This window comes from Achromobacter colocynthidis, assembly GCF_057334535.1.
In genome coordinates this window covers 730,066-744,715 of sequence record NZ_JBHFIZ010000039.1, presented here as the reverse complement: position 1 = coordinate 744,715, position 14,650 = coordinate 730,066, and the positions used below count along the sequence as shown (strand labels likewise).

General features: G+C 61.0%; 12 protein-coding genes and 1 tRNA gene. 4 read left to right on the top strand and 9 right to left on the bottom strand.

Features of this window, described 5'->3' with window-relative positions; translation table 11 throughout:
• Positions 1-103 precede the first annotated feature (103 nt).
• Together ACE04A_RS29770 and ACE04A_RS29765 are read left to right on the top strand one after the other, a co-directional pair.
• Entirely contained in the window at positions 104-805 is a 702-nt protein-coding gene (locus ACE04A_RS29770; protein ID WP_279995043.1) for a DUF1120 domain-containing protein, read from the top strand.
• Positions 806-862: 57 nt separating this feature from the next.
• Positions 863-1,555: a DUF1120 domain-containing protein gene (locus ACE04A_RS29765; RefSeq protein ID WP_448718196.1), complete on the top strand. Its 693-nt coding sequence runs from the start codon at positions 863-865 to the stop codon at positions 1,553-1,555.
• Positions 1,556-1,671: 116 nt separating this feature from the next.
• Here the strand turns inward: ACE04A_RS29765 and ACE04A_RS29760 are convergent.
• From ACE04A_RS29760 to ribD, 5 genes are all read right to left on the bottom strand, one after another.
• Positions 1,672-1,762 (bottom strand) — tRNA-Ser (locus ACE04A_RS29760).
• 145 nt (positions 1,763-1,907) lie between these two features.
• The gene (locus tag ACE04A_RS29755; protein ID WP_259253004.1) at positions 1,908-3,461 is read right to left on the bottom strand and encodes a SpoVR family protein; all 1,554 of its coding nucleotides are present in this window, start codon (positions 3,459-3,461) and stop codon (positions 1,908-1,910) included.
• Positions 3,458-4,717: a YeaH/YhbH family protein gene (locus ACE04A_RS29750; protein ID WP_448718195.1), complete on the bottom strand. Its 1,260-nt coding sequence runs from the start codon at positions 4,715-4,717 to the stop codon at positions 3,458-3,460. Before ACE04A_RS29750 ends, ACE04A_RS29755 begins: the two co-directional genes overlap by 4 nt.
• A gap of 12 nt (positions 4,718-4,729) precedes the next feature.
• Positions 4,730-6,646, bottom strand: coding sequence for a PrkA family serine protein kinase (locus ACE04A_RS29745; protein ID WP_391441073.1), 1,917 nt, complete (start codon positions 6,644-6,646; stop codon positions 4,730-4,732).
• Positions 6,647-7,417: 771 nt separating this feature from the next.
• Positions 7,418-8,572: a bifunctional diaminohydroxyphosphoribosylaminopyrimidine deaminase/5-amino-6-(5-phosphoribosylamino)uracil reductase RibD gene (ribD, locus tag ACE04A_RS29740; RefSeq protein ID WP_448718194.1), complete on the bottom strand. Its 1,155-nt coding sequence runs from the start codon at positions 8,570-8,572 to the stop codon at positions 7,418-7,420.
• A 196-nt stretch (positions 8,573-8,768) separates the two neighbouring features.
• Between ribD and ACE04A_RS29735 the strand changes: the two genes are divergently transcribed.
• Positions 8,769-9,332 carry a cysteine hydrolase family protein gene (locus tag ACE04A_RS29735; protein ID WP_448718193.1) on the top strand — a complete coding sequence of 188 codons (564 nt, stop codon included), beginning with the start codon at positions 8,769-8,771 and terminating at the stop codon, positions 9,330-9,332.
• A gap of 17 nt (positions 9,333-9,349) precedes the next feature.
• Positions 9,350-10,312 carry a GlxA family transcriptional regulator gene (locus ACE04A_RS29730; protein WP_448718192.1) on the top strand — a complete coding sequence of 321 codons (963 nt, stop codon included), beginning with the start codon at positions 9,350-9,352 and terminating at the stop codon, positions 10,310-10,312.
• A gap of 41 nt (positions 10,313-10,353) precedes the next feature.
• Here the strand turns inward: ACE04A_RS29730 and nrdR are convergent, their stop codons facing one another.
• From nrdR to tyrS, 4 genes are all read right to left on the bottom strand, one after another.
• Positions 10,354-10,833 (bottom strand): transcriptional regulator NrdR, encoded by a 480-nt coding sequence (nrdR, locus tag ACE04A_RS29725; protein WP_006217321.1) that lies wholly within the window; start codon positions 10,831-10,833, stop codon positions 10,354-10,356.
• A 218-nt stretch (positions 10,834-11,051) separates the two neighbouring features.
• On the bottom strand, positions 11,052-12,302 hold the full coding sequence (gene glyA / locus ACE04A_RS29720) for a serine hydroxymethyltransferase (RefSeq protein WP_259253000.1): 1,251 nt from the start codon (positions 12,300-12,302) through the stop codon (positions 11,052-11,054).
• A gap of 326 nt (positions 12,303-12,628) precedes the next feature.
• Positions 12,629-13,285: a YbhB/YbcL family Raf kinase inhibitor-like protein gene (locus tag ACE04A_RS29715; protein ID WP_100853190.1), complete on the bottom strand. Its 657-nt coding sequence runs from the start codon at positions 13,283-13,285 to the stop codon at positions 12,629-12,631.
• A 72-nt stretch (positions 13,286-13,357) separates the two neighbouring features.
• Complete coding sequence (tyrS, locus tag ACE04A_RS29710) at positions 13,358-14,587, bottom strand: tyrosine--tRNA ligase (protein ID WP_448718191.1); 1,230 nt, start codon at positions 14,585-14,587, stop codon at positions 13,358-13,360.
• Between the last annotated feature and the right edge of the window lie 63 nt (positions 14,588-14,650).

Here is a 14,650-nt window from a genome sequence, read left to right as displayed (position 1 = left end):
CCCCCCCCCCCCCCCCCCCCCGCCGCTGCCATTGCATAACGCCAGGGCCAGCTCGCTCGCTGTCTTCCGTGGACGGCATTTGTTCACATCAGGAACGTTCATCATGAAAAACCAATTCTTCGTCGGCGTGGCCTTTGCCACGCTGGCTGCCGCATCGCATGCTGCGGGCAATAGTGACCTCAATGTGACGGGCAAGCTCATGCCGCCGGCATGCAATGCTCATTTCGGCGGCAACGCAACGCTGGACTTTGACGTCATCGCGTTCAACGCCTTGGACAACAATGGCACGAACCTGGGCAGCAAAGACACCGCCCTGCAAATCAACTGCGGCGGACCCACCCGCGTCAGCGTTGTCGCGCTGGATAACCGGGCAGGCTCGGGCATCACGATCCAGGAAGCTCCCAACCTGAACTGGCCGTACCAAAACGCCGAAAACGGCAACAAGTATTCCTGGGGCCTGGGCTTTGCGGACGGCCAAAAAATCAAGACCGGCGCCTTGATCGGGCTGATCACCCCCGCTACCACCACAGTCGATGGCGTGCTGCTGACCACGGCGGGTGCGCAGAAGGTCCTTGCACGCCCCACGGGCAGCAGTAGCTGGTCGTTGGCGTCGTCGCATTACTCCCTGAACCTCAGCCCTGACCTCGAATACTCGTTCGGCCCGATTGGCGGCCCCGCCGTACCGATTACGAACGCGCAATTGACAATGGGGCTCACGCCCATGATCGGCCAACCGGCGACCTTGCCGTCCGCGAACGAAATTCCGTTGGATGGGTCGATCACGTTCACTTTGCGTTACCTGTGAATATGTTCCGGTGGCATACGCACGATCCTGACCATGTTTGCTGACAGGATGAAAACCGTGCCACGTCTTTTCGTATGCCTGGCCTTGGCCGCTGCAAGCAGCACGCATGCCGCGACCGACCAAGCGAACCTGGTCATCGCCGGTCAACTCACTCCGCCAGCCTGCAACCTGGGGTTTGGCGGAGGGGGGTCCATCGATTTCGGCACGTTGCCGTTTCAAAGCCTGAACCACAGCGGCACGTTGCTGCCCGAAGAACGCCCCCGCTTGGAAATCGTTTGCGGCGGCCCGACGCGCGTCGCGTTCACGGTCCATGAAAACCGTCCGGACAGTGCCTTCACGCATCAGGAAGCCATCGCTGCCGGCATGCCCTGGCCTTATCAAAACCCGGTGAACGGCACGCCCCACGCTTGGGGGCTGGGCCGTATCGATGATGTCAAGATCGGCGCCGTCGTACTGCTGGTGCGCCCCCAGGCCACTGTTGTTGACGGCGTCCCGCCCTTCCTGAGCACGTCCATGGTGCTTTCCCGTCCAACTGGGGCGTCAAGCTGGCCGGTTCAATCGGCCATGGACACCATCAACGTGAATCCGGCGGACGAATACTCGTTCGGCAAAGACGCCTCCGCCATGCCCATCACGACCGCATCCGTCAGCTTGGCCGTGACACCCGTGTTGAACAGAACCGCGGCCTTGCCGACGTCCAAGGAAATCCCGCTTGATGGTTCGGTGACGTTCACGTTGCGCTACCTGTAGCCGCCACAGCCGGTTGCAATACAAAAAGGCCCTCGGCTTCATTGAAGCCGAGGGCCTTATGTGTTTCATCTGTACCGGATCGGTATAGCTTGGATGGTGATTACCATCTGTTTTCTTGGCGGACAGAGGGGGATTCGAACCCCCGATACGCTTTTGACGTATACACGCTTTCCAGGCGTGCGCCTTCAACCGCTCGGCCACCTGTCCTAATCGGCATTTTCGTAGGCAAAAAGACACTACGAAAATTGCGAATCCGCGATTCTAGCAGGTTTCGGCACGGCGCAGCAAGCCGAAGCAGAAAGGGGGACGCACCGAGCGGTTTAGCTCAGTGTGCCCCTTGGTCCTTGTGCCTTCAGTGCGAGGACGGCGGTTCCTGCTCGCGGTAAGAACTGACCGTGCCGTCCGGCTCGGTTTCTTCCAGCCTGACCTTGAAGCCCCACAGACGCGCCAGATGCTTCATCACCTGCTCGGCATCTTCGCCCGCCAAGGGACGACCACGACTCTTCAAATGCCGCAGCACCAACGAACGATCCGAATCGCGGTTGAACCGCACCACCTGGATGTCCGGCACCTGGTTGTCGCGGTTGTGCTGCGCGGCCAACAGGCGGCGAATGTCGCGGTAGCCCTCGTCGTTGTGGATGGCGGCCACTTCCAGCTTCGGGTTCGACTGATGGTCCGAGATCGCGAACAAACGGAATTCGCGGATCAGCCGCGGCGACAGGTACTGCGAGATGAAGGACTCGTCCTTGAAGTTGCGCATGGCGAAGTCCAGCGTCTTCTGCCAATCGCCGCCCGCAATATCGGGAAACCACTTCCGATCCTCGGGCGTGGGCGCTTCGCAGATGCGGCGGATGTCCGTCATCATCGCAAAGCCCAGCGCATACGGGTTGATGCCGCCATAGCCGCGTTCGTCAAAGCCGCGCTGGCTGACCACGTTGGTATGGCTTTGCAGGAACTCCATCATGAAGCCGTCGTTGACCAGCCCTTTTTCATGCAGGCGGTTAAGGATGGTGTAGTGCCAGAACGTGGCCCACCCTTCATTCATGACCTTGGTCTGGGTCTGCGGGTAAAAGTACTGGGCGATCTTGCGCACGATACGCACCAACTCTTTTTGCCACGGCGCCAACTTGGGCGAGTACTTCTCAATGAAGTACAGCAGGTTCTCTTCGGGCTCCGGCGGAAACACCGATGCCTCTGTGCGCGTGTCCTTGTCCGATTCCAGGCGCGGCAACGTGCGCCACAAGTCGTTGTATTGCAGCCGCGCATGTTCCTTGCGCTCGGCCTGGCGCGCGGCCTCTTCCTTGAAAGACATCGGCGCGGGCCGCTTGTAGCGGTCCACACCGTGGTGCGACAACGCATGGCAGGAATCCAGCAACGATTCCACCGCGTCGATGCCGTAGCGGTCTTCGCACGACATCACATACTTGCGCGCGAACACCAGGTAGTCCAGCACGCCATCGGCATCGGTCCATTGCCGGAACAGGTAGTTGCCCTTGAAGAACGAGTTATGCCCGTAGCACGCATGCGCAATCACCAACGCCTGCATCGTCATGGAGTTTTCTTCCATGAGATAAGAGATGCACGGGTTGGAATTGATGACGATCTCGTACGCCAAGCCCTGCATGCCACGCCGGTAGTACTGTTCGTTGCGGATGAATTCCTTGCCGTATGACCAGTGCGGATAGCCGATAGGCAGCCCGGCCGACGCATAAGCGTCCAGCATCTGTTCCGAGGTGATTACCTCGATCTGGTTCGGATACGTGTCCAGGCCGTACTCGGCCGCGACCTTGGAAATCGCGTCGTCATAGGACTGGATCAGTTCGAACGTCCATTCGGAACCTTGGGATATCGGCCGAGCGCCGCCGGCCGTACCCGGCTCCACGAGAGCACCCACGATGGCATTCATGCGATTTCCTTCTTGAACAGGTCATGGAACACGGGGAAGATTTCGCCGCGATCGCAGATGCGCCGCATGACGAAATGCGGCTCCAGCTTCTGTTCATACTCGGCCCACAAGCTGCTCTTGCGAGCCTCTTGCGAGTCGGGAATTTCGATATAGGCAAAATACCGTGTCGACGGCAGCAAGTGTTCGGCCAGGAAGCGTGCGCTCTTGCCCGCGTCGGCGCCGAACGAATCGCCGTCGCTGGCTTGTGCCGCGTACACGTTCCAGGCCGAGGGCGGATAGCGCTTTTCCAGAATCTCGCGCATCAGCTCCAGCGCGGACAGCACGATGGTGCCGCCGCTCTTGGGGTCGTAGAAGAACGTTTGCTCGTCCACTTCCTCGGCGTTGTCCGTATGGCGGATGAAGACCAGGTCCACGTGCTCGTACTTGCGCGACAAGAACAGGTACAGCAGCGTGAAGAAGCGCTTGGCCAGGTCCTTCTTGCCTTCGTCCATGGACCCCGACACGTCCATCAGGCAGAACATGACCGCGCGCGCCATCGGAATGGCGACTGACACCCGATTGCGGTAGCGCAGGTCCAGGTCGTCCAGGAACGGCACGCGCGCGAGACGCTCGCGGCAGTCCTCGACATCCTGCTCCAATGTGCGGATGGTCGCGGCGGGCGCACTCGCCGCTCGCGCATCGGCCAAGGCCTTTTCAGCATCTTCAAGATCGGCGCGCGCTTTCACATTCAGCGCAACACGCCGCGCCAACGATGACTTGAGCGTGCGGCTGATGCTCAACATGCTGGGCGAGCCGGTCGTGGTGTAACCGGCGCGCTGCCATTTTTTCTGGCTGACTTCACCCAACTGGTTGCGCGCCAGATGCGGCAGTTCCAGGTCCTCGAAGAACAGGTTCAGAAACTCGGCCCGCGACAGGCTGAAGGTGAATTGATCAACCGATTCCCCTTCACCCGGGTCGGACCCGCCCTCGCCTTGGCCGCCCTGCGGCCGGTCGATGGTGTCGCCCTTGGCGAATTCGCGGTTGCCAGGGTGCACCATCTCGCGGTCACCGCCCGAGCCGTGCCGGAACGTCGGCTCGGAAATATCCCGGGCGGGCAGGTTGATCTCTCCGCCTTGATCCATATCCTGAATGGAGCGGTCACGGATCATCCCGTGAACCGCCTTGCGGATCTGGTCCTTGTAGCGCCGCAAAAAACGCTCGCGGTTGACGGCGCTTTTATTGCGCCCGTTAAGACGGCGATCGATCAGTGAATTCATGATTCACCTCGCTCAGGAAGACTTCCTCACTCGGAGGTACCACTCGCACAGCAGCCTGACCTGCTTTTCCGTGTAGCCCTTTTCCACCATGCGATCCACGAAGCTCTGGTGTTTCGACTTGTCCTCGGCCGAAGCCTTGGCGTTGAACGAAATCACCGGCAGCAGATCTTCCGTATTCGAGAACATCTTCTTCTCGATCACTTCGCGCAGCTTTTCATAGCTGGTCCAGGTCGGGTTGCGGCCATTGTTATTGGCACGCGCCCGCAGCACGAAGTTCACGATCTCGTTGCGGAAGTCCTTCGGGTTCGCAATTCCAGCAGGTTTCTCGATCTTTTCCAGCTCGTCGTTCAACGCGCTGCGATCGAAGCTTTCGCCCGTTTCCGGATCGCGGAATTCTTCGTCCTGAATCCAGCAATCGGCAAACGTGACGTAGCGGTCAAAGATGTTCTGGCCGTACTCCGAATACGACTCCAGGTAAGCGGTTTGAATTTCCTTGCCGATGAATTCCGCGTAACGCGGCGCCAGGAACCCTTTGATGAATTCCAGATAGCGCCGGCGGATCTCTTCCGGATAGTCCTCGCGGCCGATCCGTTGTTCCAGCACGTACATCAAATGCACCGGGTTCGCGGCCACTTCTGTCTGGTCGTAGTTGAAGACGCTGGACAGGATCTTGTACGCGAATCGCGTGGACACCCCGTTCATGCCTTCGTCCGTGCCGGCGTAGTCCTTGTATTCCTGCAAGGCCTTGGCCTTCGGGTCTACGTCCTTCAGGCTTTCACCGTCATAGACGCGCAGCTTTGAATAGATGCTGGAGTTCTCGGGTTCCTTCAGGCGGGTCAGCACCGAGAACTGCGCCATCATGTCCAGCGTTCCCGGCGCGCACGGGGCGGACGACAACGAGCTGTGATGCAGCAGTTTTTCGTAGATGCGGACTTCTTCAGACACCTGCAAGCAGTACGGCACCTTGACGATATAGATACGATCAAGGAACGCTTCGTTGTGCTTGTTGTTGCGGAAGGTCTGCCATTCGGATTCGTTCGAGTGGGCCAGGATCGTGCCGTTGAACGGAATCGCGGAGAAGCCTTCCGTGCCCTTGAAGTTGCCTTCCTGGGTGGCCGTCAACAAGGGATGCAGCATCTTGATCGGGGCCTTGAACATCTCGACGAATTCCAGCAGGCCCTGGTTCGCCAGGCACAAGCCGCCGGAATAGCTGTAGGCATCCGGGTCGTCTTGCGAGTGGCGGTCAAGCTTGCGGATATCGACCTTGCCGACCAGCGAGGAAATGTCCTGGTTGTTTTCGTCGCCCGGCTCGGTCTTGGCGATGGCCACCTGGCGCAGCACCGAAGGGTTCAGGCGCACGACGCGGAATTGCGAGATGTCGCCATCGAACTCTTTCAAGCGCTTGACCGCCCAGGGTGACATGATGCCCGTCAGGTATCGGCGCGGAATGCCGTATTCCTTTTCAAGCGTGTCGCCAAACCGTTCCGGATGGAACAGGCCAAGCGGTGATTCGTTGACGGGCGAGCCCTTCAAGGCATAGATGGGATAGCTTTCCATCAGGGCCTTCAGCCGCTCCGCGATGGACGACTTACCGCCGCCCACGGGTCCCAACAGATAGAGGATTTGCTTGCGCTCTTCCAGCCCCTGCGCGGCGTGTTTGAAGAACGCGACGATCTGCCCGATCACGTCCTCCATGCCGTAGAACTCCTGAAACGCTGGATAGCGCCGGATGGTCCGGTTGGAAAACAAACGGGAAAGACGTGGGTCGTTGCGTGTATCCACGACTTCGGGTTCACCGATTGCCGCCAGCATTCGCTCAGCGGGACTGGCGTACGCCATGGGATCACGTTTGGCGAGGTTCAGATACTCCTCAAGAGAAAGCTCTGACTCCTGCTCTCTTGCATACTGCGACTTGAAGCCTTCGACGATGTTTTGCACGGAAACCTCCTACAACACGCGAAAAATTCACTACGCCTACGTGTCCCCATTGTGCCTCAGTGCCTGCGCATTACTAGACAATCTCGCGATTAGCATTTTCGGCCTGTTGTTATGTTGCTTTCGCCACACAACAACCATGAAGCACGCTCGAACCCTTTCCGTTTAGGCTGCACCCAGCGGACACAAGTTCCGTCAGGGAATGCAACTTACGTGAATAAGTTAACTGGCTCGTCTTCAGCATATTGCTATGGCAGGCACGCGTGGTGCGACTGCACATGAAATGGTCAGCAATGATTTGAAGGGATGAGCGATATCCCGGTGGATTCTTATGATTCGGGCAGTAGCCCGATGCGTCCGCCATGCGATGGCGGCGAACGTTCTGAAGAGCGCGTTGCGCTTCGTTCAGCAGCGTGCCGGTTCGGTTATGAAAAAGCGCCGATATCGCGGCACGGGAATCCGTGGTGACGAGGGCGTGTAGCGCTGTTCGGTGATGGCCGTATGCACGAATCGCCAAGTCATGTGCCTATGCTAAAGCCAATTGACGGTTTTGTGGCAATTCATTTGGCGTAATGATCAAAATCGTAATGCGGGTTTTCAGCAAGAAAACCGGGCGAGCAAACACTCGCAAACTTGCGCCAATTGCCTTGCTGAACGCGACACGGATCATCGCCAAGACGACTTACACGCGGGATTAGCAGCCATTGAGCTTGAGTGCTAGCACGCGCGAAATCGAGCAATGGCTTGCACGGCACTGCACAGCATTCACGACGCAACCGGCGGCAGCGCCACGCGCTGCATAAGTGTGCGCCACGAGCCTTCCACCCGCGCGCGCAGGCGAAAATCCGCGCCCACTTGTGCGCTATCGATGAATGCGTAACGCCGCGCGGCGTCCAGATGCTCAAGCATCGGCAAGCGCACCATGCCCGCTGCATCGCCAAGCAGCACGGGCGCAAAGTACAACAGCAGCTCATCCACACAACCCGCTGCCACCAGCGCGCCGCTCAAGCCCGCGCCGGCCTCGACATGGACCTCGTTGAACTGGGCCTGCGCGAACCATTGCATCATGCCGACAAGGTCCACACGCCCTGGCGTCGGGCCCGGCAACACCACTACTTGCACGTTCTTGTCCGCCAGGCGTGCCGTTTTGGCGGCGTCTTCGCGCGCGGTGAAGACGATAACGGGCCCGCCGTCGAACATGCGGGCGTTCTCGGGAATATCGAACAGGCCGTCCACCACCGCCCTGTGCGGCTGGCGCGGTGTTTCCACTTCGCGCACGTTAAGCAGCGGATCATCCTTCAGCACGGTGCCCATGCCGGTCAGCACCACGCAACTACGCGCGCGCCAACGATGGCCATCCGCACGGGCTTCCGGGCCGGTGATCCATTGGGACATGCCGTTATGCAAGGCGCTGCGGCCATCCAGGGACGCGGCCATCTTCATCCAGACCCAGGGCACGCCACGGCTCATGCGCGAGATGAAACCCGCATTGAGGGCTAGCGCTTCTTCGGGGCAAACGTCCGTGGTTACCGCGATGCCTGCCGCGCGCAAGCGGGCAAGCCCTTGGCCGTTGACCAGCGGATTCGGGTCGCCGATGGCCACAACCACGCGCGCCGGCCGGGCCGCCAGCACGGCGTCCACGCACGGCGGCGTGCGCCCGAAGTGGCTGCAAGGCTCCAACGTGACATACAGGGTGGCCCCCTCGACCGTCTCGTTGCGCGCCTGGGCGTCGCGCAATGCGCGGATTTCAGCATGTGGGCCACCCGGCGGTTGAGTCGCTCCCTCGCCCAGCACACGGCCGTCGCGCACGATCACGCACCCTACGCGAGGGTTGGGCGTGGTGGTGTAGAGCACGCTCTCGGCCTGCGCCAGGGCGCGCCGCATCCAGAAGATATCGTCGGAATCGCTTGGGGTCGTCATGGCGGAATTGTATGTCCGGCGACAGGCCTCCGGTGCCTCGCCGCCCACTGCCAAGAGGTATGCTGGCGTCACGCGCGCCTTTTACGTGTATGTCCGTTTTGGGCCGCTACGTGGCTTGGGGCGATCTCGCGGGCGGCGGGAATTACCCGCAGAATGTGTTCACCCCCTCTAAAACCCTAGGCCAGGAGCCCGGAACATGAAGCAAGCACTGATCGTCATCGACGTACAAGAGTCCTTCCGTCACCGTCCGTTTTGGGACGAAGCTGAGTATCCCGCATTTCTGACCAAGATCCAGGGCTTGATCGATGCCGCCAACGCCCAGGGTATTCCAGTGCTTCAGGTGTTTCACAAAAGCCCGTCCGACGATGCCGCCAACCCGTTTTCACTGGCCTCGGGGCATGTCAGGACGCTCGAAGAATTGCGAATTTCTCCCAGCGCGGTGTTCCACAAAACCGTGCATTCGTCGCTGTATGCACAGGGCGCGAATGGCGCCACGCTGCATGACTGGCTGCGCGAAAACGGCATCGAGGGCATCATCGTCAGCGGCATTCGTACCGAACAGTGCTGCGAAACGACCTCGCGCCACGCCAGCGACGCCGGCTTCAAAGTCGTGTTCCCGACGGACGCCACGCTGACCTTCACCATGCAGAGCCCGTCGGGCAAGCACTACACGCCCGCCGAAATCCGGGACCACACCGAGCTGGTGCTGAACGGCCGCTTTGCCCGCGTCACCCACGCCGCCGACGCACTGGCCGGCTGAACAAGGCAGAGCCACGCATGATCCCCGTGTATTTCATCCTGACGCGGGGCATCGTCCTGCTGGACCTGGCGGGGCCCGCCGAGGCGTTCCGCGTCGCGGAAAAGCTATGCCCGGGAACCTTCGAACAACACTTCTGCGGCCCGACGCCTGAAGTGGAAAGCGGTCTGCCGGGCTTGAATCTGGCGCGCATCCGGCCATTGCCGACCGCACTGCCCGCCAACGCGCTTGTCATTATTTCGGGCGTGGTGGGCAAGCACACGCGCCTGGACTCACCGGACGCGCACAGCATCATCGACTGGCTGGCCGTGCGCCACCCCGCGGACGAGTTCACGTTGATGACGGTGTGCGCGGGCGCGCTGTTCGCCGCCTCCGCCGGGCTGACCCGCCAGCGTGACTGCACCACGCATCATTCCTGCCTGGCGCAGTTGGCCGGCATCGACCCCAGTGCGCGCGTGCACGACAACCGCATCTTCGTCGAAGACGGCAACCTGGTCAGCAGCGCCGGCATCACGGCGGGCATCGACCTGGCGCTGCATATGGTGGCGCGCCATTGCGGGCCGCGTGTGGCCAGCGAGGTGGCGCGCGACATGGTTGTCTACCAGCGTCGCGCGGGCACGGACACCACGCTGTCGCCGTGGCTGGAGCACCGCAGCCACATGCACCCCGGCGTACACCGCGTCCAGGACGCGGTGATCCGCAATCCGGCGGCGCCGTGGTCCGCCCAATCGTTAGCGGACCATGCACACACCAGCCCGCGCCACCTGACGCGGCTGTTTCGTGAACACGCCGGCTGCACGCCGATGGACTATCTCTATCAGATCCGGGTGGCGTTGGCACGCGACCTGCTGCGCGAAACGCGATTGGATCTGGAGCGCGTGGCAGAGAAATCCGGTTTCGGATCCGCGCAGCACATGCGCCGAGTCTGGCGCAAGTTCCAGCCGAATACGCCTAGCCTGGCGCGGTCGGCCCCCATGCAATAACGGCGCCGAAGCGCCGTTATCCGCCGTCATGTGAACAGCGTTTATTCCTTGCGCAGCTTGCCCGGCAGCAGCGGCCCTTGCATTTCGCGGATGGCCTCAACGAATTCGCCGATGTCCTCGAAGCTCTTGTAGACGGATGCAAAGCGAACGTAAGCCACCTTGTCCAGCTTGCGCAGTTCGTTCATGACAAGTTCGCCGATATGTTCGGACGGCACTTCACGCAGCCCGCTGGCCAGCAATTGCTCTTCGATGCGGGCGACCGCCGCATCCACGTCTTCGGTGCTGACGGGGCGCTTGCGCAACGCCAGGCTCAGGCTGGCGCGCAACTTGACGGGATCGTAGTCGCTGCGGCTGCCGTTGCGCTTCACGATGGAAGGCATGGCGAGCTCAACCCGTTCATAGGTGGTGAAGCGCTTGTCACAGGACAGGCAACGGCGGCGGCGACGAATGGCATCGCCCTCTTCCGAGACCCGGCTGTCGACAACCTGCGTTTCGGCATGGCCGCAAAATGGACACCGCATGTGTGTTCCCTATAGGCACGGATAGCAAAATTTGAGCATATTGTAACGACGCTCCCCCGGGAAGCGTCGAGACGGGCTAATTCGTCCCCAATATCATCACGGCTAGCAACGAGGATAGCGCCCGCCGCCCTGAAAGCAAAGGGACGGCGCCTTGCGGGGCCGTCCCTTTCTGTAGCGGCCCTTCGGCGGGAAGCCCCCGAAGGTTTACCGCTGGCTGCTTATTGCTTGCTGTAGACCGGCAGGCGCGAGGTCAGTTCATTGACGCGGGCGCGCACGGCGGCGATGTTGGCTTCGTCGCGCGGATTGTCCAGCACGTCGGCGATCAGGTTGGCGGTGAGTTCGGCCTCGGCTTCGGTGAAGCCGCGCGTGGTCATGGCCGGCGTGCCCAGGCGGATGCCGCTGGTCACGAAGGGCTTTTCCGGATCGTTCGGGATGGCGTTCTTGTTGACCGTGATGTGGGCCTGGCCCAGCACCGCTTCCGCTTCCTTGCCCGTGATGCCCTTGGCGCGCAGGTCAACCAGCATGACGTGGCTTTCGGTGCGGCCGGAGACGATGCGCAGGCCGCGCTTGACCAGCGTGTCAGCCAAGACCTTGGCGTTCTTGACCACTTGCTGCGCGTAGTCCTTGAAGCTGGGGTCCAGCGCTTCCTTGAACGCCACGGCCTTGCCGGCGATGACGTGCATCAGCGGGCCGCCTTGAATGCCCGGGAAGATGGCCGAATTGATGATCTTTTCGTGCTCGGCCTTCATCATGATGACGCCGCCGCGCGGGCCGCGCAGCGACTTGTGCGTGGTCGACGTGACGAAGTCGGCGTGCGGAACCGGGTTGGGGTAGGCGCCGCCGGCAACCAGACCCGCGTAGTGGGCGATGTCGACCATGAACAGCGCGCCGTTTTCACGCGCGATGCGGGCCATGCGCTCGAAATCGATGTGCAGGGCATAGGCCGATGCGCCAGCCACGATCAGCTTGGGCTTGTGTTCCTTGGCCAGTTGTTCGACTTGCGCATAGTTCAGGACTTCGTTTTCGTCCAGGCCATACGAGATGAAGTTGTACAGCTTGCCGGAAGCGTTGACCGACGCGCCGTGCGTCAGGTGGCCGCCTTCGGCCAGGCTCATGCCCAGCACGGTGTCGCCCGGCTTCAGCACGGCCATGTACACGCCCTGGTTGGCCTGCGAACCCGAGTTGGGCTGCACGTTGGCGGCCTCGGCACCGAAGATCTGCTTCAGGCGATCAATGGCCAATTGTTCAACCACGTCCACGTACTCGCAACCGCCGTAGTAACGCTTGCCCGGGTAGCCTTCGGCGTACTTGTTCGTGAGCTGCGTGCCCTGGGCTTGCATGACGGCCGGGCTGGCATAGTTCTCCGAAGCGATCAGCTCGATGTGCTGCTCTTGGCGTACGTCTTCCTTCTGGATGGCGGCCCAAACGTCCGGGTCAGCCTTGGACAAGGTGAGGTTGCGGTCAAACATGACGGGGGATTCCTGAGGCGGTAAGAGAGGAGAAAGCAGTGTCGGGTGGGTAAACCCGAAGAATTCGGTTAGTTTACCCCGTCAGCCGGAATCAAATGCCGCCCAAATGCGCCGAAGGTGAGCAAAAACCGTGCGACGAGCACGAAAACCACGCTATCGCACGGCGCCCGAAAACCGCTCTCAATCCGACTTGAGAAACTTTCATGCAAACCGCCCTGCCAAGAATCTACTCGCTAGTAGCTGACGGGCCGCGTACGGATGGCAAACGAAAAAAAGCCGCGATATCGCTATCGCGGCTTTTTTGCGCTGCCAGACGCGCCAAACAGTTACGAGGCGGAGGTCGCGCCGATCTGCTTGGGCGCCAGCCGGGGGTTCAGCGTGTAGGTGCCCGTGACGGAAGCCTGGGCCAGCACGTGTTTCTGCATGGCGCGCAGCGCGTCTTCGCCCGTGAACGAGCCGTTCAGGTTCAGGCTGCTGACGTCCAGCGCATACAGGGTGAAGACGTAGCGGTGCACGATGGAATCGTTCCAGGGCGGGCACGGGCCGTCGTAGCCGAAGTAGTCGCCGCTCATGTCGTGGTCGTTGGCGAACCACGACGAATACGAGTTGATGCCCTGGCGGGCATCCATCGGCGCCAGCGGGCCGCCTTTTCCGCGCGGCGTGATGCCATTGGAAAAGGCGCCTTCGTCGATGTCCCGCAGGTCCGCCGGCAGATCCACCAGCACCCAATGGAAGAAATCCACGCGCGGCAGGTCGGCCGGCACTTCGCGGCCTTCCTGGTTGACGTCATCGGGCCGCGACGGCACGTCCGGATCATGGCAGATCAACGCGAACGACTGCGTTCCCGCCGGGACGTCGTCCCAGGAGAACTGCGGGTTGTAGTTATCGGCCAGCGCGACGTGCGATTGCGCATCGATCTTGCCGAACGCATAGCGTTCCGGAATCGACTCGTGATCGGAAAAAGACAAACTCGAAAGTTCCATGTCGTGCTCCTTGAAATGCCGCAAAGGCGTACCAGCCCTTGTCCGTTTGCTCAGCGTATCAAAACTTCGCAATCATGGGTTCAAGTTAACACGCGCGAACTTGCGCTTGCCCACCTGCACCACGTAAGTTCCAGCCGGCAATTGCAACGATTTATCTTCGACCCGATCGCCATTGACGCGCACCCCGCCCTGCTCCACGTTGCGCTGGGCTTCCGAGCCGGAGGCCACCAGGCCCGCCTCGCGCAGCAGCTTCAGGATGCCCACCGGCGCGCCGCCAATGTTCACTTCGGGCATGTCTTCGGGAATGGCGCCGTCACGGAAGCGCGCCTCGAAAGCGGCCAGCGCGTCGTCCGCCGCCTTGGCGGAATGGAAGCGGGTGATGATTTCCTGAGCCAGTATGACTTTCGCATCGCGGGGGTTGCGGCCGCCATCCGTCTCTTGCTTGAGAGCGGCGATGTCTTCCAGCGACCGGAAGGACAGCAGTTCGAAATACCGCCACATCAGCGTGTCGGAAATCGACATGAGCTTGCCGAACATCGAGTCGGGCGACTCCGAAATACCGATGTAGTTGCCCTTGGACTTGGACATTTTCTCGACGCCGTCCGTACCCACCAGCAGCGGCATCGTCAAAATGCACTGGGGCTCCTGGCCATATTCCTTTTGCAGCTCGCGCCCGACCAGCAGGTTGAATTTCTGATCGGTGCCCCCCAGCTCCAGATCGGACTTCAGCGCCACGGAGTCATAACCCTGCATCAAGGGATATAGGAATTCGTGCACCGAAATCGGGATGCCGCCCTTGAACCGCTTGGTGAAGTCTTCACGTTCCATCATGCGGGCCACCGTATAGCGCGAGGCCAGCTGGATCATGCCGCGCGCGCCCAGGGGGTCGCACCATTCGGAGTTGTAACGGATCTCGGTGCGTGCCGGATCCAGCACCAGGCTGGCTTGCGCGTAGTAGGTCTTGGCGTTGGACTCGATCTGTTCGCGGGTCAGCGGCGGGCGGGTGCTATTGCGGCCGCTGGGGTCGCCAATGGTGGAGGTGAAGTCGCCGATCAGGAAAATGACGTTGTGCCCCAGATCCTGCAATTGGCGCATCTTGTTCAGCACCACCGTATGGCCCAGGTGGATGTCCGGCGCGGTGGGGTCCAGCCCCAGCTTGATGCGCAGCGGCACGCCGGTCGCGCGGCTTTTGGCCAGCTTGCGAGCAAACTCGGATTCAACCAGCAATTCGTCGCAGCCGCGCTTGGCTATACGCAGATCGGCTTCAACTTCAGGAGAAATAGGGGCTTCAGAGGGAGACATGGCAGGGGGACCAAAGCGGCTTCAGCCGACAAAAAGGTGTAAAAAGTGACGAAAACTATCGAA

Coding starts and splice junctions, on each gene's coding strand:
- glyA (WP_259253000.1), bottom strand. CDS start 12,302: ATGTTTGACCGCAACCTCACCTTGTCCAAGGCTGACCCGGACGTTTGG.
- ACE04A_RS29770 (WP_279995043.1), top strand. CDS start 104: ATGAAAAACCAATTCTTCGTCGGCGTGGCCTTTGCCACGCTGGCTGCC.
- tyrS (WP_448718191.1), bottom strand. CDS start 14,587: ATGTCTCCCTCTGAAGCCCCTATTTCTCCTGAAGTTGAAGCCGATCTG.
- ACE04A_RS29750 (WP_448718195.1), bottom strand. CDS start 4,717: ATGAATTCACTGATCGATCGCCGTCTTAACGGGCGCAATAAAAGCGCC.
- ACE04A_RS29755 (WP_259253004.1), bottom strand. CDS start 3,461: ATGAATGCCATCGTGGGTGCTCTCGTGGAGCCGGGTACGGCCGGCGGC.
- ACE04A_RS29715 (WP_100853190.1), bottom strand. CDS start 13,285: ATGGAACTTTCGAGTTTGTCTTTTTCCGATCACGAGTCGATTCCGGAA.
- ribD (WP_448718194.1), bottom strand. CDS start 8,572: ATGACGACCCCAAGCGATTCCGACGATATCTTCTGGATGCGGCGCGCC.
- ACE04A_RS29735 (WP_448718193.1), top strand. CDS start 8,769: ATGAAGCAAGCACTGATCGTCATCGACGTACAAGAGTCCTTCCGTCAC.
- nrdR (WP_006217321.1), bottom strand. CDS start 10,833: ATGCGGTGTCCATTTTGCGGCCATGCCGAAACGCAGGTTGTCGACAGC.
- ACE04A_RS29730 (WP_448718192.1), top strand. CDS start 9,350: ATGATCCCCGTGTATTTCATCCTGACGCGGGGCATCGTCCTGCTGGAC.